This window comes from Weizmannia acidilactici (assembly GCF_008974225.1).
Classification (GTDB): Bacteria; Bacillota; Bacilli; order Bacillales; family Bacillaceae_C; genus Weizmannia; species Weizmannia acidilactici.
Genome location: NZ_BKZR01000015.1, coordinates 42,898 through 63,239 on the forward strand (window position 1 = coordinate 42,898; position 20,342 = coordinate 63,239).

The 20,342-nt window shown below is 44.1% G+C and carries 16 protein-coding genes, 2 tRNA genes and 1 pseudogene; 12 read left to right on the plus strand and 7 right to left on the minus strand.

Annotated elements, in window-relative coordinates:
- Genes GBH70_RS07565 through GBH70_RS07600 form a run of 8 tightly spaced genes read left to right on the plus strand, consistent with a single transcriptional unit; the run spans position 1 to position 13,789 of the window.
- Positions 1-4,125 (plus strand): tape measure protein, encoded by a 4,125-nt coding sequence (locus GBH70_RS07565; RefSeq protein ID WP_151680472.1) that lies wholly within the window; start codon positions 1-3, stop codon positions 4,123-4,125.
- A gap of 1 nt (position 4,126) precedes the next feature.
- Entirely contained in the window at positions 4,127-5,791 is a 1,665-nt protein-coding gene (locus tag GBH70_RS07570; RefSeq protein ID WP_151680473.1) for a distal tail protein Dit, read from the plus strand.
- Positions 5,792-5,814: 23 nt separating this feature from the next.
- Positions 5,815-11,268, plus strand: coding sequence for a phage tail spike protein (locus GBH70_RS07575; RefSeq protein ID WP_151680474.1), 5,454 nt, complete (start codon positions 5,815-5,817; stop codon positions 11,266-11,268).
- Position 11,269: 1 nt separating this feature from the next.
- Positions 11,270-11,692 carry a DUF1617 family protein gene (locus tag GBH70_RS07580; RefSeq protein ID WP_151680475.1) on the plus strand — a complete coding sequence of 141 codons (423 nt, stop codon included), beginning with the start codon at positions 11,270-11,272 and terminating at the stop codon, positions 11,690-11,692.
- Complete coding sequence (locus tag GBH70_RS07585; RefSeq protein ID WP_151680476.1) at positions 11,689-11,934, plus strand: hypothetical protein; 246 nt, start codon at positions 11,689-11,691, stop codon at positions 11,932-11,934. The genes GBH70_RS07580 and GBH70_RS07585 overlap by 4 nt, the downstream gene beginning before the upstream one ends.
- A 51-nt stretch (positions 11,935-11,985) precedes the next feature.
- Entirely contained in the window at positions 11,986-12,270 is a 285-nt protein-coding gene (locus tag GBH70_RS07590; protein WP_151680477.1) for a hypothetical protein, read from the plus strand.
- Positions 12,267-13,274, plus strand: coding sequence for a GH25 family lysozyme (locus GBH70_RS07595; protein WP_151680478.1), 1,008 nt, complete (start codon positions 12,267-12,269; stop codon positions 13,272-13,274). The genes GBH70_RS07590 and GBH70_RS07595 overlap by 4 nt, the downstream gene beginning before the upstream one ends.
- 11 nt (positions 13,275-13,285) lie before the next feature.
- Positions 13,286-13,789 (plus strand): phage holin, LLH family, encoded by a 504-nt coding sequence (locus GBH70_RS07600; protein WP_110134064.1) that lies wholly within the window; start codon positions 13,286-13,288, stop codon positions 13,787-13,789.
- 85 nt (positions 13,790-13,874) lie between these two features.
- On the opposite strand, the gene GBH70_RS16715 is transcribed toward GBH70_RS07600, so the two are convergent.
- The 7 genes and pseudogenes from GBH70_RS16715 to GBH70_RS07630 form a co-directional block, all read right to left on the minus strand.
- A complete protein-coding gene (locus GBH70_RS16715; RefSeq protein WP_172968291.1) occupies positions 13,875-14,036 on the minus strand; it encodes a hypothetical protein in 162 nt (53 codons plus the stop codon).
- A 54-nt stretch (positions 14,037-14,090) separates the two neighbouring features.
- Positions 14,091-14,456, minus strand: a complete 366-nt coding sequence (locus tag GBH70_RS07605; protein ID WP_151680479.1) for a hypothetical protein — start codon at positions 14,454-14,456, stop codon at positions 14,091-14,093.
- Positions 14,457-14,529: 73 nt separating this feature from the next.
- Positions 14,530-14,757 (minus strand): helix-turn-helix domain-containing protein, encoded by a 228-nt coding sequence (locus GBH70_RS07610; protein ID WP_151680480.1) that lies wholly within the window; start codon positions 14,755-14,757, stop codon positions 14,530-14,532.
- Complete coding sequence (locus GBH70_RS07615) at positions 14,744-15,421, minus strand: hypothetical protein (protein ID WP_151680481.1); 678 nt, start codon at positions 15,419-15,421, stop codon at positions 14,744-14,746. The genes GBH70_RS07610 and GBH70_RS07615 overlap by 14 nt, the downstream gene beginning before the upstream one ends.
- A gap of 10 nt (positions 15,422-15,431) precedes the next feature.
- Positions 15,432-15,779 (minus strand): hypothetical protein, encoded by a 348-nt coding sequence (locus tag GBH70_RS07620; RefSeq protein ID WP_216643877.1) that lies wholly within the window; start codon positions 15,777-15,779, stop codon positions 15,432-15,434.
- 221 nt (positions 15,780-16,000) lie between these two features.
- Positions 16,001-16,222 carry a DUF3006 domain-containing protein gene (locus GBH70_RS07625; protein WP_151680483.1) on the minus strand — a complete coding sequence of 74 codons (222 nt, stop codon included), beginning with the start codon at positions 16,220-16,222 and terminating at the stop codon, positions 16,001-16,003.
- A 314-nt stretch (positions 16,223-16,536) separates the two neighbouring features.
- A pseudogene (locus tag GBH70_RS07630) lies at positions 16,537-17,364 on the minus strand (ComEC/Rec2 family competence protein); the annotation flags it as partial.
- Between the two features lie 269 nt (positions 17,365-17,633).
- On the opposite strand from GBH70_RS07630, the gene GBH70_RS07635 reads away from it, so the two are divergent.
- From GBH70_RS07635 to GBH70_RS07650, 4 genes are all read left to right on the plus strand, one after another.
- Positions 17,634-17,700, plus strand: a tRNA-Ala gene (locus GBH70_RS07635).
- 25 nt (positions 17,701-17,725) lie between these two features.
- Positions 17,726-17,798 (plus strand) — tRNA-Ala (locus GBH70_RS07640).
- 102 nt (positions 17,799-17,900) lie between these two features.
- Positions 17,901-18,854, plus strand: a complete 954-nt coding sequence (locus GBH70_RS07645) for an ornithine cyclodeaminase family protein (protein ID WP_151680485.1) — start codon at positions 17,901-17,903, stop codon at positions 18,852-18,854.
- Positions 18,855-18,869: 15 nt separating this feature from the next.
- Entirely contained in the window at positions 18,870-20,339 is a 1,470-nt protein-coding gene (locus tag GBH70_RS07650; RefSeq protein ID WP_151680486.1) for an aldehyde dehydrogenase family protein, read from the plus strand.
- The last annotated feature ends 3 nt before the right edge of the window (positions 20,340-20,342 follow it).

Here is a 20,342-nt window from a genome sequence, read left to right on the forward strand (position 1 = left end):
ATGAGCGATGGGAAAGTTGTAATAGACGTAGTGCTAGACGATACAAAAGTAAAATCCGACGTCGACATTATAGAACGGCTGCTGCAGCATTTAGGCGAAAAGGCCGGCGATAACATGGACAAAAATTTTGCCAGCAATGCCAAAAAAATGGTGCAAGAAGCGGAAAAGGCCAGAAGTAATCTTGAAAAAGCATTCAACGAAAAAATAGAACAAAAAGTCGAAGTACGAGACAATGCCACCACAAAGGCAAAAAAAGTAGAAAACGACATAAAAGACGAATTCGATAAAAAAATCGAGCAAAAAATTGATGTAAAAGACGATGCCACCAAAAAAGCGGCGCAGGTGGAGCGGAACATAAAAAATAAAGCCGACAATCCATTTAATTTTAAATTGGAAATTGATAAAGACACCATCAGTAGCATAAAAAAAGCGTTTGATACCGTGGACAAAGAAGCCGACGAAGCCGCGCAGCATGTTTCTGTTTTCAAAGGAGCATTTGCCGGTACGTTTGCTGCGAACATTGTAACCGGGGCTCTTGAACATGCAAAAGAAGGATTTAAAAGCATGATAGAAGCCGGGATTGAATACAACGCAACGCAAGATAAAATGTTGGCAACCTGGAAAACACTGACAGGAAGCGCGACGCTTGGGAAACAAATGGTAGACATGGTAAACAAATTTCAAAGACAGACCGGCTATGCAACGGAAACACTGGACGAAATGGAACAAAAAATTTACCACATAAAATCAAGCGCATCCGAAACAGAAACCATGACAAAGGCATTTACAACATTAGGTGATGCCATGGGCCTTTCAAACGAACGACTGCTCGGCGTAACAGAGCAATTTTCGCAAATGATGGCAACCGGAAAAGCCTACACCGGAGATTTAAACATAATGACCAACGCATTCCCGGCATTTGGCGAAGCCCTGCAGGAAACGACTGGGAAGAGCATGGGCGAGTTGCGGAAATTGGCAAGTGAGGGCAAACTTTCGGCAAAAACAGTAGAGGATACATTAATTGAAATGTCGCACAAGTATTCAGATGCAACAGAAAATGCAAACAGTACAACCCAAGGATTGTGGAGGTCCATAGAATCAAATTGGAGCCGATTGGCCGGGAAATTTGTACAGCCAATTTTTAATCTAAAAAAGAGCGGATTCAAGGATTTAGAAGATTGGTTGGCAAGTAGCAAAGCCGATGAATTTTTCACCAATATGGGTGAAAAAGTTGCAGCAGTCGTAAGCAAATTAACAGATATGATTGAGTTTGTGAAAGATAACAAAGACATGGTACTGGGATTTGCGAAGGCATTTGGAATTTTGACGGCGGAAATTTGGACCATCAAAAAGGTGGCCAGCGTAGTCGAAGTGATAAACACATTAAGGGGCGGCCTGGGTAATTTACGCCGGGATTATGCGCTGACGGCATCAGCAGCAACGGCAATGGGCGACGCGGAAGTGGCGGCATCCGAAAAAGCAGCAGCAGCAGGGTCCGCAACAAGTAGAGCCGGAACTTCGCTGAATAAATTCCGAGGCGTTTTGAACATTGCAGGCGCAGGATTAATCGCATTCGGCGGCAAATGGGGCATGATTGCTGGCATAGCAGCCAACTTTATCCCGGAAATTTTAAAAGCAGGAAGCGGCATTCTAAAATTTGGCGGACAAGCGCTCGGGGCCGTAAAAAATATGCGCTTTTTAGCCGGGGCTTTTGGCGATACCGGCGCTGCGATATTTGGATTAAGCAACCCAATTGGATGGATCATAACGGCGATTGCAGCCGTAGGAACCGGCTTTTATTATGCCTATAAATATATAAAACCATTCCGTGAAAGCATGAATGACCTGGGCGACGATTTAAAGGGCAATTTTACCCACGCCATGAACAAGGTAAAAGAATTTTTTGCAAACCCATTGGATTTGAAAATCAAATGGGATTCGAGCGTCAGCAAATCGGATCAGAAAGCAATCGACAGTTATACAAAGCTAGTCGATAAAGCACAAAACAAGCTAGAGGAACTGGTTATAACAGGTAAAAAGATCGGAAAGCAAGACGTTTCCGACCTGGTAAAGCCTTATGAACAAATGGCGAAGCAGATCACAAAGCATTTCGACGACGCAACAAAGAGCGCAAAGAAGAACCTTAAATATTTAGATGGTCTAAACAAAGATGAATATAACGACATTCTGAAAAAGACCACTAAAGCCAACAATCAAAACAAAAAACAAGTTCAAAAGATCACAAACGAAATAAAAGACATATACGAAAATGCAGCCAAACACCACCGAAGCCTGACGGAAGAAGAGCAGGAAAAGGTGAACAAACTGCAAAACAAAATGAACACATATGCCGCAAAAAGCGTTTCAAAATCTGCGAAAGAGCAAACAGAAATTCTGGGCAAATTGAGAGATCATGCCGGGAAACTTAGCGCACAACAAGCCGCAAAAATCGTCGCAAATGCCAAAAAGCAAGAAGAGCAAACAATCAAACACGCAAAAAATGAGTATAAAGAAGCAGTTGACCAGGCAGAAAAGAAATACAAAGGAACAAAAAATTGGGCTGACGAGCAGTATTATGTGAATGGATCGATTTCTAAAAAGGAATACGAAGACATAGTGAAAAACGCAAAGCGGCAAAAGGACCAAAGCATTCAGCACGCAAAAGACCAGCGTGACGCCGTAATCGCACACGCCAAAACACAGCAAAGAGAAACCGTCGACGCAGCCAAGAAACAAGCGGAAGGACACAGGGACGCAGTCGATTGGGAAACTGGAAAAGTATTAAGTAAGTATGATAAATTCCGGGCCAGCTTTGCACATGTAATAAACAGCATTACCGGCTTTTTTAATAAAATTTTCGATAAAATCGGTCTTGGAAAAATCAATATTCCACAATGGAAACCGGCCGGATATGCACGTGGCACAAGCGGCACAACAAAAGACGAAATCGCATTGACCGGTGAAGAAGGATTCGAATTGGCACACAGCCCAGGAATCGGCATATATATCGTCGGTAAATCTGGTCCGGAATTGCGATATTTGCCAAAAGGAACTTCCATTTTGCCACACGGACCGTCCATGCAACTATTAAATAAAATGGGCATAAAAGGATATGCAAGCGGAATCGGCGACTTTTTCACCGGATTATGGCACAAGGTAGAAAGCGGCGCAAAAACGGCGGTCGATACGATTTCAGATCCGGCAAAATTGATTTCGTACATCAAAGACAAGGTGGGCCTGAGCGAATTCCAAAACAGCTATACAGGAGCAATAAAGGAACTAGCGACAGGGCTTCCTAATGAACTATTCAAGGGCATTAAAAACAAATTGAAAGATGCATTTATCGTAAATCCAAGCGGATCCGGGGTGCAGCGATGGAAACCGGCGGTTGTAAGAGCGCTGGCCATGAACGGGCTATCTACAAGCGCTGAAATGGTAAATAAAGTTTTAAGGCAAATCGCAACGGAATCCGGCGGAAATCCGTTGGCTGTGCAGCATGGATATACAGACATAAACACCATTACAGGCGACCTTGCAAAAGGATTAATGCAGACGATTTCTGCAACATTTAACGCATATAAATTTCCGGGCCATTCCAACATTTTTAATGGGTTCGATAACCTACTCGCCGCATTAAACTATGCGAAGCATAGATATGGAAAAAATCTTTCTGGATTGGGCGAGGGCCACGGATATGCAGACGGAACGGAAAACTCGGTCGGCGGCCATGTATATGTAGCTGAAAAAGAGCCGGAAATCATAGAAACAAAAGATGGAAGAATTGCGATTGCAACCAGACCTACCAGTTTCGACGACTTTATGGCCGGAAGCAAAGTGACGCCAATCTCAAAATTAAAACGATATGCATCCGGAACAGTAAGTAAAATCAATGATTTTATCGGAAGCGTAGGCCAGCCAAACGTGATGATGCCGATTACAGCTTATACGCCAGCGACAACAAGTGGAACGGCAGCAAGCCAGCCACAAATTGAAATCACAATCAAGCCACAAACGATATACACGCAAGTAGACGGAAGGACCATTCAAAAGACCGTGAAAACATGGAACGATTACGATACAAAGGTACGCAATTTCGCTAAAGGGCAGACAGGGGTGAACTTATAAAATGACAGCAACCGTACCGGAAAATGAATTCGGATTCCACTATGCCGGGGTCCATTCACGCGAATTCAATATCCGAGTAATTGAAATCCACCGGAATGCAACTGGAACCATGACAGAGGAAACACAGGACATACCCGGCATGAGGGGTGATTTGTATCTCGGAGTAGACGAAAGAAGCAAGCCGATCCCAGTGGACATAGAAATTGTAGCCGATTCCCATGAGCAGCGGAACGAACTGGTCCACCAAATCGCGGAATGGCTAAAACCGGTGGAAGATAATGAATTTGAATTAATATTTGATGATGAACAGGATTTTGTATATTACGCCCACGTTTCCAACATAGCAGAGATTACGCGCAGCCTATACAAAGGGCGTACAACGATAACATTCACTTGCTCGGATCCAAAAGCATATGGCGAATATATCAGCCAGGAAATAACCGAAAACCCAGCAACAATCATGCCGGATGGCATAGACGAATGCTATCCGATTTTTACATGCATTCCGCAAAAAGACGAAAGCATAATCGCAGTAAGCGACGAAGAAGGAAACTATGTATATATAGGTGAGGACGTAGACCCGGACACTGGTGCAGCACCGATTGACAAAGAACCGCGAATTTTACACGACAACTGCAATACGCTTGCCAATTGGGATAATATCACCAGTAGTAATATTACATTTGAGCTGGAAAATGGTGTCGTCAGCGGATCCGCAAAATCAACAGCAAACACGCTCCGAGTAAACAGTTTCGGCAGCCATGTTAGCGGTAAATGGCATGGCCCAGTTTTACAACAAATGCTAACGGAAAGCTGCCCGGATTATCGTATAAAAGTACGGATGTTAAATAACCAATATTATGCCAGGGCGCATGGAAAAATCGAAGTATATCTCTTGGATGCAAACGCGGCCCGAATTGGGAAATTAATGTTAAAAGATAACAGCAACAGCAAAACCGTATATGCCCAGGTGGAAATTGGATCCCATACCACACACCACGAAATCTATTACGGAGAAGGAACGGTCAAAAAAGGAAAAAAGGACACCAAAACGATAAAAACCAAAAACGGCACATATAAAACAAAAGTAAACGGCAAAACAAAGACCGTACAAAAATGGAAAACTATTAAATTAGACGAAGACCTGACGACTGACACTTTTACAAATTTTTTCGGATCCATTCAATTGCAGAAAATCGGTAACAAATACAGCATCGAAATTATGAAGCTAGACATTGACACGATAAAACCATTGTGGTCAAAGCCTATTACAGCAACATGGACAGATACAAACGGCACATACAACAAAGCACTGGCCGGAGTTGCCGTATATATGGCGAAGTATGACATCACAGAAGATACGACCGACCCGGTTACAAGCTATAAAAATAATGATTTGGCATTAACCGATTTGCAAGTTTGGAACATAATTGATGGCGGAAACAGCGGCAGCACCGAACCGACGGTGATTGTACGTGCCGGTGATGAAATCAAAATAAATTGTGAAGATCACACCGTTTATAAAAACGGTGATATTTTTATGGAAAATGTATACATTGGAAGTAATTTCCTGACGATGCAGGGTGGAATTATGAAAACATTCGCATTCAGCCCGGACATAAGAGACGCCGAATGGTACATGGAGTACAGACCGACAAAGCCATAAAAACAGGGGGTGAATATTAGAAAATGTATACTATTTTAGATCCAGATTTGAAGGTATGCGGATTTCTAAGCCTTGACGGATCCCAAGGCTGCAAATTTTATGATGATTTAAGAACAACCATGATTGCAGACGATCAAGGCAAAGTTTGGAACGATACCCTACAAATTTCCGTACCATATGGGCATCGAGAAACGGAATTAATGAAAAACGGCTATCATTTGGCAGTACAGGGCGATGATGGCCGTTTTTATTGCTATCGTATCTATAATTACACCGATTCAGCGGTCGGACCGGTACACGTAAAAAGCGTACAGGCCATAAATTTGTGTATTTGGGATCTAAACCATAGAACCCTATCAGATAAAACATTCACGAATATTAAAAGTACAGATGCATTTAATTTCGTATTGCGCGGAAGCGGCTGGCAAATAGGTACAGAAAATTTCGTTGGTACAGCCGACTCGCTAAAATTTACAGCAGACCAAAAAGCACAAGCCGGATTGGATAATTGTATAAATGAATATGGCGTCGAGGTAAGGGCATATGTGGAAATATACGCCGGTCAAGTAGTAAACAAAAAGATTGATATTTTACAGGAATTAGGGGTTTCTCAGGGCCGTAGATTGGAATATAGCCGTGACCTGCAAGGCATAACCAGAACCGGTGACGATTCCGAATTTTACACGCTTTTGCATGTATATGGGCCGGAAGACAGTGACGGAAATAAAATCACAATTTCGAGCATAAACGGCGGAAAAGACTATGTGGTGGACGACGACGCAAACGATGTATATAACCACGGCGGACCATATTTAGAAGGCTATGTCGCAAGTGACAACATAAAGCAAAAACAAGCCCTTCTGGATTGGGGAAAAGAGCAGCTGCAGAAATACAATCATCCAAAATTCACATATACGGTGGATGTCGCCTATTTGGGATATTTGCCGGGATTAGGCGACCACATAGAAGTGGTAGATTTTTCAATGCAACCGGAACTGACGATCGCGGCACGAGTTTTGCAACGCGATATTTCAGAAGCAAATCCACAAAATACGAAAGTAACAATCGGTGAATTTGTGGAAGTCGTTGCCGTCACGCCGGCGGATATCTGGGAGCTGCAGGCAAAGGCAAGCCAAGCACAGCAGGCAGCCGAAAAGGCTTTGCAATACAAAGTCGAAGCCTTTACGCCGGACGGTCTTGATTTTGCGACAAACACCGAACAAAAGCGCGTTATCATCCGGGTTTACGAAGGCACGGAAAATGTGACATACAGCCTCGACAAAGCGGCATTTGTTTGGCAAAAAATAAACGCGGATGGCACGCACGATACAGATTGGGAAGCCGCACATGTCGGAATAGGGAACATCATTACCGTCGGAATAGAAGTGGCAGGCTCAACTATCAGGTGCAGCATCGGGGACGCCACAAGCGCGCCCGTCCTGTTTGCAGAGGAATCTGATGCAGCCTATTTTGCAACGTTACCGATGGACAATCCTAGCGATGATGTAAATACACATGTTGCCCAATATGCTCAAGTAGATGCTAAGAATGGCTATATTTATTGGTCGCAGGAGTATTTCGGTAGCAAAAAGTCATCTAATGGAGGTTGGCAATCATTCAGCATTACAAGAACCACGTTAGATGGGGAGTTCGTTGACCAAATGTGGGTGATCGGCGGCGGGCACGGATCCAACTTTGGGATTGAGCACAGCGGATCCGATGTTTACATATGGTCGGCCATGATTAACACCAGCAAATCCACGCTAAACGGCACGACATATTGGGGCGTCGCCCGGTTTAAATATACGCCGGGGGCAATCGTAAAATACGGCGCATCCGGGGTAAGTTTTTATTCGTTCGGCAGCACGACCTACTACCGGGTTAACTTTGATGAGAAAAACAACTACGTCCACCTGTCTAAAGGAGAAGCGACTTTTTACGTCTGCAAAACAACGGACATTAAAAACGGCGTTTTCAAACCTTTGTACACCATGGACGCAAGCGAGGCAGGATTTAACGGTTCCGACCAAACGTTTCAATCGTCATGTTTGGATTTTCCGTACGTCTATTTTTGCGCTGGCGACATGGACGGGCACGACCAGCGCGTTATGTATTGCGCAGACATCCGGAGCCGGAGCCTTGTTTACAAAATTGTTTACACGTTTGATAAGGGCACGGTTAACCAGATTGGCGCCTACAACGAGCCGGAAGCTATAAGCGTTTACTACGACACAGACGGCACAAAATGGCTGGTACAAGGATTTTCGTGGGGAAACGAGGACGCCGAGGACAGCCAACGAACAAACCAGCTGTTCCGCATAAGAGAGACGCAAAACAACAGCGCAGGTACAGACAGCGGATCCATTGTTGCGACAAGCCCTGATGTGGTGTTTACAAACGCTACACAAGTTGCAACCGATGCACAGGGCACAGCTACGCAGGCAGCGGCCACAGCTGCAGGAGCTGCAGAAACCGCAGGACAAGCACAGCAAACTGCCACACAAGCTGCAGATGCAGCCGGGCAAGCCCAAGCCACGGCACAGACTGCATCCCAGACGGCCACGCAGGCGGCGGCTACAGCTGCAGATGCGGCACAAGCAGCACAGACAGCAATTACGACTGCCAATGGCAAAAACAAAGCATATTATGGCGCAACAACGCCAACCAGTCCCCAATCCGGTGATATTTGGTTTGTGGAGGATAGTAGCGGCAATGTGACAGCAATTAAGCATTATGATGGCACACAGTGGGTAACGGACGTTGACAACACCGCACTTGCGCAACAGATTAGTGCCGCACAAGCAGCCGCAGATAATGCAGCCGCAGTCGGGCAGGCTGCGCAGCAAGCAGCGCAACAAGCGGCACAAGTCGGAGATTCCGCAGCACAGACAGCTGCGGCAGCGCAACAGGCAGCAAATGCAGCACAGACTGACGCGGCGGATGCCGTTACACAGGCTAACAATGCTGTCAATATAGCCAACCAGGCAACTCAAAACGCACAAAGCGCTATTGATACAGCCCAAGTTAGTTTCGATAAGGCACAAAGTGCTTTAAGTACAGCAAACAGTGCTCTTGATGCAACAAATATTCTTAGTCAAAAAGTTGATACTAATACAGGTGATATAAGCACACTAACGCAAACAACTAACAGTTTAACCAGTCGTATTAGTGATGCGGAAGGGAATATATCTACAATTCAACAGACGACAAATAGCTTAGCAAGTCGAATGTCGAATGCAGAAGGCAATATTAGCACACTTACACAAACAGCAAATGGACTACAAACGGCTGTATCTGGAAAAGTAGATACAACAACATACAATAGTTTTGTCACGCAAACAAACACGGCGTTACAAAGCAAGTTATCAGTGCAAGATGCTGCCAGCACATACGCAACACAGTCAAGCTTGACGCAAACGGCAAACAGCCTTACGAGCAATATTTCAGCTGTACAAACAAATCTCGATAACTTGCAAATTGGTGGCAGGAATTTAGTACCAAATAGCACAGGATTATTGCTTAATCCAGACGGGAGAACCGCACAATTTTGGCAAGATGGTACAATATCTCATAAAAATGCAAATGGAACGACTTCATTAGAGGTTATAAATTCAGGAACATCAGAAAGTATGTGCTCGGGTACGGTATTTAATGTAGAACCTAATACGACATATATTTTTAGAGCAAAAATAAAAGGCAGTACAAATTCTACTACAATGGACGTATACTTTTTGGGTTCAAAAACTGCTAAAACTGGTATCGGTGGTAGTTATGATTATATTCATTTATTGGCGTCTGGAACAACAAATAAATATGATTGGCAAGAATATATTACAGAATTTACTACCAATTATGATGAAATATGTGGATATGTAAGAATTGATAATAATGCAAGTTCTAATGGAAGCAATTCAAGCGTGTATTTCTCACAAATTAAATTAGAAAAGGGAACTAAGGCTACAGACTGGACGCCAGCACCTGAGGATTTGGCTACTCAATCACAAATCACTCAATTGGCAGATGACATTAATTTACGTGTGTCTAAAGACGACATCATCAATCAGATTAACCTTAGTACCGAAGGCATACTGATTGATGGTAAAAAGGTACACATTACAGGTCAAACCACGATTGATAATGCCGTTATAAAAGACGGCATGATCGAGAGCCTGACCGCCAACAAACTTACAGCCGGCACGATAGATGCAAACGTGATCACAGTAAAAAACATAAACGCCAGCAATATTGTGACGGGGACGCTGGATGCAAGCAAAGCCACTGTTACAAATATCGACGCAAGCAACATCAACACAGGTACACTTAATGCCGCAATAATCGCGGCTGGGTCAATTGATGCAAGTAAACTTAACGTGTCAAGTTTGAGTGCAATTAGTGCGAACTTGGGTAACGTGACGGCGGGGACGATCACGGGTGTAACCATGAATCTAGCAAATGGAAAATTCGTTGTAGATTCTTCCGGAAATGTAACATTTAAAGGTGAGTTAAGTGGTGCAACAGGTTCATTTAGTGGTGATTTAACAACGGGTTATCTAATAATAGGGCAGGATTCTCCAAACTTTGGTTGGTATGAAGATGGAGTAAATGCAGTCGAATTTAAAAATCCTGTTCGTGTATCTGATGGAGTCTATCAATGGGGAGACTCTTTTTTTATTAAAGTCGGAAATAATGAGGTGCATTTAAATGGCTTAAATGTCATTGTTGATGATACTTTAATCGCTAATTCATTAGCGGCAACAACCATTATTGGTTCTCCAAAATTTAGTGGAGATGTTGATTTTCAAAATCACAATCTTGAAAATGTGAACAAACTCATATTTAATGACCCAGGTGTCCATGAAGGTCTGGTATGGAATGGTGGAAATGGATGGGAAATCTATGAATCTCCAAATGATTTAAGCAATGATGAAGGTAACATGCAATTTGTTTGTGGGGGAAATAGATTATTCACAATCGGTACAGATGGCTCTCTTAATTCTCGCCCAACGTATAACAGAACCTACTCATATTCTGCGAATATGTATGTGACATCAAACGGGTATTTTGGACGTGTCACATCAGCTTTAAAATATAAAACTGATGTTGAAGAAGTAGACCTATCAAATGGTTATGCAGAGAGAATATTACAATTAAAACCAAAATCATGGCACGACAAAGCACAATTAGAGAGGTATAACTCAGGAGAAGATATTCATTTAGATAGAATTTACGGATTGATAGCAGAAGATGTTGAACAGGTCGGACTTAGTGAGTATGTCACATATGCTTATGATGAAAATGGAATTAAAGAAACAGAAGGTCTCCAATATGATCGACTTTGGACATTATTAATCCCGATAGTAAAAGATCACAATGATAAAATGTCTACGTTGCTAGAGCAAAACCAAAACTTAATTTTAAAAGTAGCAAATTTGGAACTAGAAATTGCAAACTTAAAACAAAAATTGGAGGTTGATTAACATGCAAGTAAAAATCGAAAATCAAAAACTCGCACAATCTATTAATCTTTTGTATAACCTATCTTTAAAAGGGAAACAGTCCCGGCACCGCACAAAATTTATCAACGCCCTGCGCGAAAAGTACCAGGAATTTGCCCAAGATGAAAGAGAATTGTTGAAAGAACATTGCAACCTTGATGAAAACGGGGAGCCGAAAACCATCGAGAACGGAACAAAATGGGACGTAAAAGACCTTGACGCCTTTACTACGGCAAAGAATGAACTTTTCGAGGAAGAACGCGTTTTTGATGGAGGTGATGCTCAGGAAATGCTCAAAACCGTTAAGGAGGTGTTGCTTAATTGCGATAAAGAATTTGCCGGAGCAGAAGCTGAAATCTATGATTACTTGTGCGATCAATTTGAAAAAGGAGACGATGAAGAATGAAAATTACACTAACAGGAATCAATTTCACTTATGCAAATGGGTATAACGCAGATTACACGGGAGTTAACCTTTCTTTTGCTACGTCAGGAGAAACGTTTAATATTTCTGGATATGTGGCAGTAACAAAAGACGAGTACACGGCAGCGGCTGGCGATGTGTCCAAACTCACGGACCTAATCAAGTCCAAAGTACAGGAAAAAATCGCAGAGAAACCAGAAACAACAGAACAAGCAGCTGGATGATGGCACTCAATCGAGTGCCTTTTTTAATTCCATCAAAGGAAGTGACAAAATTTGACAGTAGAAATCGGGGTACTCATCGCAGCCGGCGGTTTACTTATCAGCTTTATGATGTACCGCCTTAACTCAACTAAAGAGATCAAACAGGACGGGCAGCAGAACGCCGAACTGAAAACAAAACTGGAATACATCAGCAAGGGTGTGGACGATATCCGAATCGACATCAAGTCAAATGAAAAACAGATGCAGGCGCTCGGTGAACGCATTACACGTGTGGAAGAGTCGGCTAAACAGGCTCACAAGCGCATCGACTCGCTGGAAGGAGGTGAACATGCATGATAGGGTTTGACATTTACCACGGTAACGGCAATGTCGATTTTAAAAAGGCATATGCTGCCGGCTACCGGATTGTGATGGTAAAAGCGACAGAGGGCACGACATTTAAAGACCCGAAATTTACAAGCAATGTGAAGGCAGCCAAAAAAGCCGGTTTTAAGGTTGGCGCCTATCATTTCGCCCGGTTTACAAGCCCGGCGGTTGCCCGGGCAGAAGCTAGGCATTTTTATAGTGTAATTAAGAGTTACCTAAAATATATGGACGAACGAATTGCCTTAGACCTGGAAGTTAACCACGCTGGGAAGCAGCTTGTCGCCAGCATGGCAGCATTTTTCGACGAAATGAAAAAACTAACTCAACACAAGCTCATGCTTTACAGCATGGGTTATTTTTATCTTACTAACCTAAAAGGTCACCATGACGGCATCCCATTGTGGTATGCACGGTATGCATCCATCCCCATTGGAGTAAGCAACTACTACATGTGGCAAAAATCGCAAACCGGGAAGGTGCCTGGGATCTCCGGCTATGTTGATTTAAACGAAACGGGTCCGGATTATCCGTCCACAGTGCAAGCCACGGTTAAAAAGGCGGCATCTACAGTTAAGGCGGCAACCACGGTAAAAGCCGCTGTAAAAACAACGCCTTACTATGTCACAGCGAGCAAATTAAACATCCGTAAGAGCCCGGGCGGTGCTATACTTGGTCACCTCAACCACGGCGACAGGGTGCAGGTGCTGGGCATTTCTGCAGGTTGGGCAAAGCTAAAATCTGGCAATAAGGCAGTCTATGTGTCTGCTAAATATTTGTCTAAGAGCAAGACGGTCACAGCAAAAAAGCCGGTTAAAAAGGCTGCCCCGGCTCACGTCTACCACACGGTTAAAGCAGGGGACACGGTGGGTGCGCTGGCTAAAAAGTATGGGTCGTCGATCAAGCAAATTAAAACTTGGAACAAGCTTGATAGCAAATACACAATCTATGTCGGTAAAAAAATCCGCGTAAAATAAGGAGGAAAAACATGTTACACACTATTATTCAAGCAGTTTATGCGATCATTCTGGCAGGGATCCCGGCGGTACTAGCTTACGCCGGAAGGTACGCAAAGAAATTTTTGCAATCGAAACACTTGGAAACTATCGCTGCCCGCGCTGTGAAATACGCAGAACAACTGCTGCCGGCAGCAGGGGAAGGGAATGCAAAGTATCGTGCCGCGTCTCAATATCTGGCGAAAAAGGCTTACCAACTGTTTAAGATTAACTTGGAGCCGGACGATATTCAGGCGCTGATTGAAGCGGCGGTGGCTGATCTCAACAAAGAAATGGCTGCATTTGCGGACGCTCCGGCGAAAGAAGCTGTGGAAGATGAGGAACCGGCGGAAGAAGAAGCGGATCCGGACGAGGAAGAAGTGTCGTCCACAGATGAACAAGCAGTTGAAAACGTGACAGAAACAGCGGCTACGGAAGTGAAAAAAGTAGGAGATATGACGCTGGAAGAACTGAAAGCAGCGCTGGCGAATAATTAACCGGGATCCAGGGTAAACTTCATTTACACCAGGACGTTGCTGCAAAGATAAAGCCCTCGCGGAGGTTGCGAGGGCCTATTATCGTTTAATATTCCAGTCTAAAATCATTGTAGTCAATGTCATCAAAACCGTTGTCAGCTATAAACTTTTCTTCATCAAATCCAATCAATTCAAGCGCTTCATCCACCATTAAAGAGCGGTTTGTCAAAACTTCACCAACCAAAATATCTTCATAAAAAACTTTCAATATCAATCCCTCCAATTTTTATTTTAACCGGCCGTTTAACCGGCCGGAGATTGATTAAAAGATTTTTTCGAGGACTTTAGCATTTACAATTACGATCTCGTTATCGTCTAGTCCGTCATCCTGATTGGCGATTTGATTACCGCCAATTATGTAGCAGTGTTCTCTGTTAAATCCGCCTTCAAAATCTCGATACATTTCAAGATTCCATGCGCTGGTGCCGTCCAATTTAAACATTTCGTCATATTCCGGAGTTCCATATTCCGGAAACTCTCTTTCATCTTCTCGATCAATGTTATGTTTGCTACATTCACAAATCTCGCCGATTTCTCTTTCTTTATCTTCAAAACGGATACCGATGTAATAAAACTCGCCTTCGAATTTTTCTAATGCTTTTTTACATTGCTTTTCGATGTTGATCATTTTTATTACCTCCTTGTTTATATTCTTATTATAAACCTTGTAGGGTTTATTGTCAATATAAAAAGTAATAAATTTATTTTTTCCTCCCAAACCATTTTTCCATCGCACCGACAGATATAATCCATTCTTTTCGTTGGTTTCCGGGCTTTTGATAGTACTTTATTAAGCCAGCATTAATCATGTCGTCTATTTGGGAGCCGGGATAGAGAGATGGCTTCAGCCGGCTTTTTATCGTCTCCTTGCTAATTCCCCACCTTTCGGCGGCCTCATTTACTGTCATGTATTTGTCAATCTCTTTCACGTTCTTTTTCCTCCAATGCTTTTATATATGGTTCAAAGTATTCCTTTTCAGCAGCCTTCCGGGCGTTGATCGCATCCTCCAGTTTGTTAAATGTGCCAATATGCATTCTTTTGCCTTTTACAGTAATGGACACTTCAAACTTTTCTTTGCCTTTGCGGATACGCCTATGGACGCCCTTGTGCCCAGTTCTGCTGTCGCTGCGCACTTTTTTGGTGAGTAGGGGTACTGGCACACCGTCAATTGTTTTATTGATCATCAAGTCTTCACGGGCATGCTCGATACGCTTATCAATCAGGCATTTGCCGCACGACGTCGCTTCGCCGCGCCGCAATGTCGTTGCGCTTGTTTCGATTGTATTTCCGCACTCACACTGGCATAGCCATAAAGCCCGGCCGTTTTCTGATGTCCCGGATCTCTGGATAACCGTCAACCTTCCAAACTTTTTCCCGGCTAAATCCAAGGCGTTTTTCGGCGTTCGTTTGCGTCGGCACCCGCAGGATTTTTTATGACCGCGGAGCAACTGCCCGGTAGTCGCATAGGTTGTGTTTCCACAAACGCACTTACAAACCCATGTGATCTCGTTGTAAAGTTTTTCGGTGTGTTTGGATTTAACCGTCAAATCATAGAATGTCTTTCCGATCAAATCGACGTCATTCTTTTTCATTGCTTATCCCTCAAATACAAACAGATTTCGGTGCCCAAAACTTATTCACGATATCAATTCCGCCTTCATGTGCTACAGCTTCGATATAAAAAGCCTTTTCTGTTTCTTTTAATACATTGTAAGTTGATCCAGCGATCTGCTGTACCATGCTTTCATGGCCAAAAGTTTTGCGTACGAACCAAGGAGCGATAGCAGCGATGCGGCCGCCTTTCTTAGCTTTCAATTCTTTGTACAATTTCCACGCAATTTTCATTGCTTCAGCGATGTAGTCAGTAGCCTTACCCCCAAAACGTTTCACACCGTTGTGAGCAATCTTCCACGCGTTATTCATAAGCACCTTCATTGATAAGCTGTTCATCATTGATTCCTCCCTCTTGTTTATGTCTTTATTATAAACCTTAAAAGGTTAAAAGGCAAGTGCTTTTTGTAAAAAAAAATAAAAAATCCCGAAAAAAGCGGGATCTGCACTAGCAGGCTTTTGTATTTTTTCAAATAACCATCCCCTCTTTTATTTGCCTGCACAAAAATAGAGCAGGTGGTTGGTCTGCTCTATTTTTACGGATGGGAAGGGGAGTTTCTCTAATCTTCCCACACATCATCCATCAGTTTTTCAATTTCTTTCTTCATTTCTTCTGTGCGTTTTTTGTCAATTTTATACTTGCCATTCTCATAAATCAGCGCATCGCCTTCTTTAGCGTTTTTAGGCAACTCGCTTCTTTTAATGTCCACCAGTTTCAGGTTTTCATCCTCACAAACCGCAAATTTTTCACCTTCAAAATGATCGATAATATACCGTTTCACTCTCTTCACCTCGGCGTAAATGACGTTTGCGTTTTGTATGTTTTACCTTTGTAACTTGCCGAGACATCCACTTTTACTTTATATCCCTTGGCAGCACGGCTAATTTTAATAGGCAGTTTTGAGCCGATTTTACCATTGTATGTCGTATTTGTCGACTTGTAATGGCAAACAGCTTTATATTTTGTTCCGTTCGGGAGTCCTTTAACAGTCAAATAAATCGTACTGTATTGCTTTGGTTTTGTGTTGTTTAGAGATGCAGACAACTTGTATGATGCCTTTGCCGTTGAACTGGTGGTAGGCGTGTTAACCGGCTTTGTGTTAAAACTTAAATTTTTCCCATCTGTGTTTGCAACGATCGTGCCTTGTTTATCCGTGCGAAAAATCTTTACTTTCGCAGTTTTTAAGCGATTAAGCGTGTCGGCGGTAGGGTGGCCGTATCTGTTTCCTTTACCAACGCTTATTACGGCGTAGGCAGGTTTAACAGCCCGCAAAAAAGCGGTACTTGTGGACGTTTTAGCTCCGTGATGACCAACTTTTAAAACGTCCGATCGTAAATATTGTTTGGACTTAATCATGTCCGTTTCGGCTTTAAATTCAGCGTCGCCCGTGAACAAGAATGACTTTTTGCCATACTGTACCCGCAAAACAGCGCTGTTGTCATTTAAATCGCTGTAACTTTTTACCGGTCCGACGAATTTCGCCGAGGCGCCTTTTACAGGCAAACTTACGCCTTTCGTAGCTGTTTTTGCTTTCAAGCCTTCATTTTTAACGGCTCTCAGCAAATTAGCATAAGTTTGGGTGCTGTTGGACACTTTTGGAGCATAAAAAGATTTGACTTTGTATGCTTTTAAGACCTCGTCCAATCCGCCGATGTGATCGGCATCTGGATGTGTCGCGATCATCACTTCAATGTCACCGACATGTTGCCGTTTTAAATATGATACTACTTTGTTTCCGTCACGGCCGCCATCAATTATGATGTCCTCTCCGTTTGGTGCCTTAATATAAATCGAGTCACCCTGTCCAACGTTTATGTAGTGGACATACATTTTCTTTGTTGCCGCGTCCGGGCTTTGTGGTAACGCTACCAAAGACAGCAACAAAGCAAGCACAACTAAGACTTTCAACCTAAAATTTTTCATTTTCATTCTCCCTTCGAAGCTATTTTACAGTATAATCAGCACATATTGAAGAGGGGAACGGAAATAATGGGGATACAGTGTAATTTTGATTCTTATATCAACAAAATATTTTTTTCAAAAGCTATTGCCAAAATGCAATCCATCTGATATATTTTAGTTGTCGCCCAGTTGTCGCCCAAATTGTTCAAAGTTGCCCATAAAAAGGCAAACTAGATCAGGCAGGCAATCGGAAAAACGTTGATATAACAGCAATTTTCATATAAGGTTGGGGTAGACCGTAAACAATACGCTACATTCGCATTGTAGAGGTCGGCGGTTCGAATCCGCTATGCTCCATTCCCAACCTTATCTTACAATTCACGGGGCATTAGCTCAGCCGGGAGAGCGCTTGCATGGCATGCAAGAGGTCAGCGGTTCGAACCCGCTATGCTCCATCTTGAAAAAAGCGTCCAGCCACTTTTGGCTTGGGCGTTTTTTTGCTGCTGAATATCGCTTTCCCGTTCATCATATATTTAAAAAAACGGGGAGGTGCAGTATTGCTTTTCCTGAATGAAAAAGATATCCTCAAAGCGGCCGCGATAGAAGATATGATCGCAGCCGTCGAAAAAGCATATGTGGTCTATGAAGATAATGATTTTCAAATGCACGCGCGCAGCCATTTCACCATCCAAAACAACTCGGTCCTTTTCATGCCGTGCAGCTCGGACCGGGCGGCCGGAACAAAAATTGTCACAGTCTTTCCGGAAAATAAAGACCGGCCGGTGACCCAGGGCGCGGTTGTTTTGGTCGACAGCAAAAACGGCGCCGTCAAAGCGCTCCTGGACGGCACGGTTTTAACTGCTCTCAGGACCGGGGCGCTCGGCGGGGCAGCAGCAAAATTCCTTGCATCGGATGAAGCTAAATCCGTCGGGCTGATCGGCACGGGCTACCAAGGCTTATACCAGATCATCGCCGTCTGTGCCGTCTGCAAGATTCAGGAAATTTTTTTATTCAACCGTTCATCTTCTAAAATTCCCCATTTTATACGCAACTTAAAAGCATACATCAAAAACATTCCGATCCACACAGCCGAAACCGCCCAAGACCTTGTCCAAAAATCCGATATCATCATTACCGCTACCACTTCCGCAACGCCCGTGCTGCCGGAAGCGGACCTTTACCAAAGAAAACTTATCATCGGCATCGGTTCCTACATGCCGCATATGCGCGAATTTCCGGAACATTTACTGCAAAACCTCAAGCAAATGTTTATCGACTCGCATGACGCCGTAAATGAAAGCGGGGACATCCTAATCCCGCTTCAAAAAGGCTGGCTGTCGGAAGCGCAGTTCATCCCTTTTTCAAAAGTTGTAACACAAAAAGTGAAGCCCGATTTTACCCAAACACGGGTGTTTAAATCAACGGGCATGGCTTTATTCGACCTGATTGCTGCCGAAACGGTGTATGAAAAAGCGGTGCAGGTTCAGCTTGGGCAAGAACTCGATTTTTAAAGGGGGTAAAACAGCATGGAAAAATATTTAAATTACATCGACGGCGAATGGTGCGCGTCTTCCACCGGTCGGTTTGTCCCGGTCATCAATCCGGCAAACGGGGAAATATTAGGAGAAGTGGCGCAGTCCGGAAAAGCGGACCTTGACCGCGCCGTCCGCGCCGCCAAAAAAGCGCAGGCGTCCTGGCGGCTCGTTCCCGCTCCTGAACGTGCCAACTATTTATATAAAGTCGGCGAACTTTTAAAACAGAAAAAAGAACAGATCGCCCGCGTGCTTACAAGTGAGATGGGAAAGGTGATCAGCGAAGCGAGGGGGGAAGTGCAGGAAGCGATCGACATGGCTTTTTACATGGCCGGGGAAGGGAGGCGTCAGTTTGGGGACACGATGCCGTCCGAACTGCAAAATAAATTTGCAATGAGCGTGCGGGTGCCGGTCGGAATTGCCGGTTTGATCACGCCGTGGAATTTTCCGATCGCGATCGCCTCATGGAAATCGCTCCCCGCACTTGTAACCGGGAACGCGGTTGTTTGGAAACCGGCGACAGAAACGCCGGCCACAGCGTGTGCGTTTGTAAAAATTTACGAAGAAGCCGGGCTACCGAAAGGACTCGTCAATCTTGTCAACGGCTCCGGTTCGGTCGTTGGCGAAGCGATGGTGGGACATTCCGGGATTGATCTCATTTCTTTTACAGGCTCGAATGAGGTCGGCAGAAAAATCAACGAACGTGCCGGGAGCTTACTTAAACGGACTTCGCTTGAAATGGGCGGGAAGAACGCGGTCATTGTTATGGATGATGCGGATCTGGATTTGGCGGTCGACGGCATCCTCTGGGGGGCATTCGGCACAAGCGGGCAAAGATGTACGGCAACGAGCAGAATCATTACCCACGAAAAAATAAAAGATGCTTTAGAAGAAAAACTTGTCCGGCGCACGGCGGAACTGAAGATTGGGGACGGCTTGGACGAAACGGTTGCGGTCGGCCCGGTGATTAATGCCGCGGCACTCAATCGGATCCATGAGTATGTGGAAACCGGGAAAAAAGAAGGCGCAAAACTGCTCACGGGCGGCCGGATTTTACACGGAAAAGGGTTTTACTACGCCCCTACGATTTTTACGGATGTCCACCCGCAAATGACCATTGCGCAGGAAGAAATTTTCGGCCCGGTTGTTTCGATTATCCCGGTTTCAAGCCTTGAAGAAGCCATCGCGGTCAACAACAGCGTCGAATTCGGCTTATCGAGCGGGATTTTTACGAAAGACGTCAACAAAGCATTTCAGGCAATGCGCGATTTGGATACGGGGATTGTCTACATTAATGCCGGTACGACAGGAGCCGAGATCCATCTGCCGTTCGGTGGGACAAAAGGAACGGGCAACGGCCACCGCGATTCCGGCCCGGCGGCGTTGGATGTGTACACCGAATGGAAAGCCGTATATGTCGATTTCAGCGGGAAATTGCAGCGCGCCCAAATTGACAACAACTAGAGG

Coding starts and splice junctions, on each gene's coding strand:
- GBH70_RS07585 (WP_151680476.1), top strand. CDS start 11,689: ATGAAAATTACACTAACAGGAATCAATTTCACTTATGCAAATGGGTAT.
- GBH70_RS07580 (WP_151680475.1), top strand. CDS start 11,270: ATGCAAGTAAAAATCGAAAATCAAAAACTCGCACAATCTATTAATCTT.
- GBH70_RS07595 (WP_151680478.1), top strand. CDS start 12,267: ATGATAGGGTTTGACATTTACCACGGTAACGGCAATGTCGATTTTAAA.
- GBH70_RS07575 (WP_151680474.1), top strand. CDS start 5,815: ATGTATACTATTTTAGATCCAGATTTGAAGGTATGCGGATTTCTAAGC.
- GBH70_RS07650 (WP_151680486.1), top strand. CDS start 18,870: ATGGAAAAATATTTAAATTACATCGACGGCGAATGGTGCGCGTCTTCC.
- GBH70_RS07570 (WP_151680473.1), top strand. CDS start 4,127: ATGACAGCAACCGTACCGGAAAATGAATTCGGATTCCACTATGCCGGG.
- GBH70_RS07615 (WP_151680481.1), bottom strand. CDS start 15,421: ATGAAAAAGAATGACGTCGATTTGATCGGAAAGACATTCTATGATTTG.
- GBH70_RS07565 (WP_151680472.1), top strand. CDS start 1: ATGAGCGATGGGAAAGTTGTAATAGACGTAGTGCTAGACGATACAAAA.
- GBH70_RS07620 (WP_216643877.1), bottom strand. CDS start 15,779: ATGAACAGCTTATCAATGAAGGTGCTTATGAATAACGCGTGGAAGATT.
- GBH70_RS07605 (WP_151680479.1), bottom strand. CDS start 14,456: ATGATCAACATCGAAAAGCAATGTAAAAAAGCATTAGAAAAATTCGAA.
- GBH70_RS07600 (WP_110134064.1), top strand. CDS start 13,286: ATGTTACACACTATTATTCAAGCAGTTTATGCGATCATTCTGGCAGGG.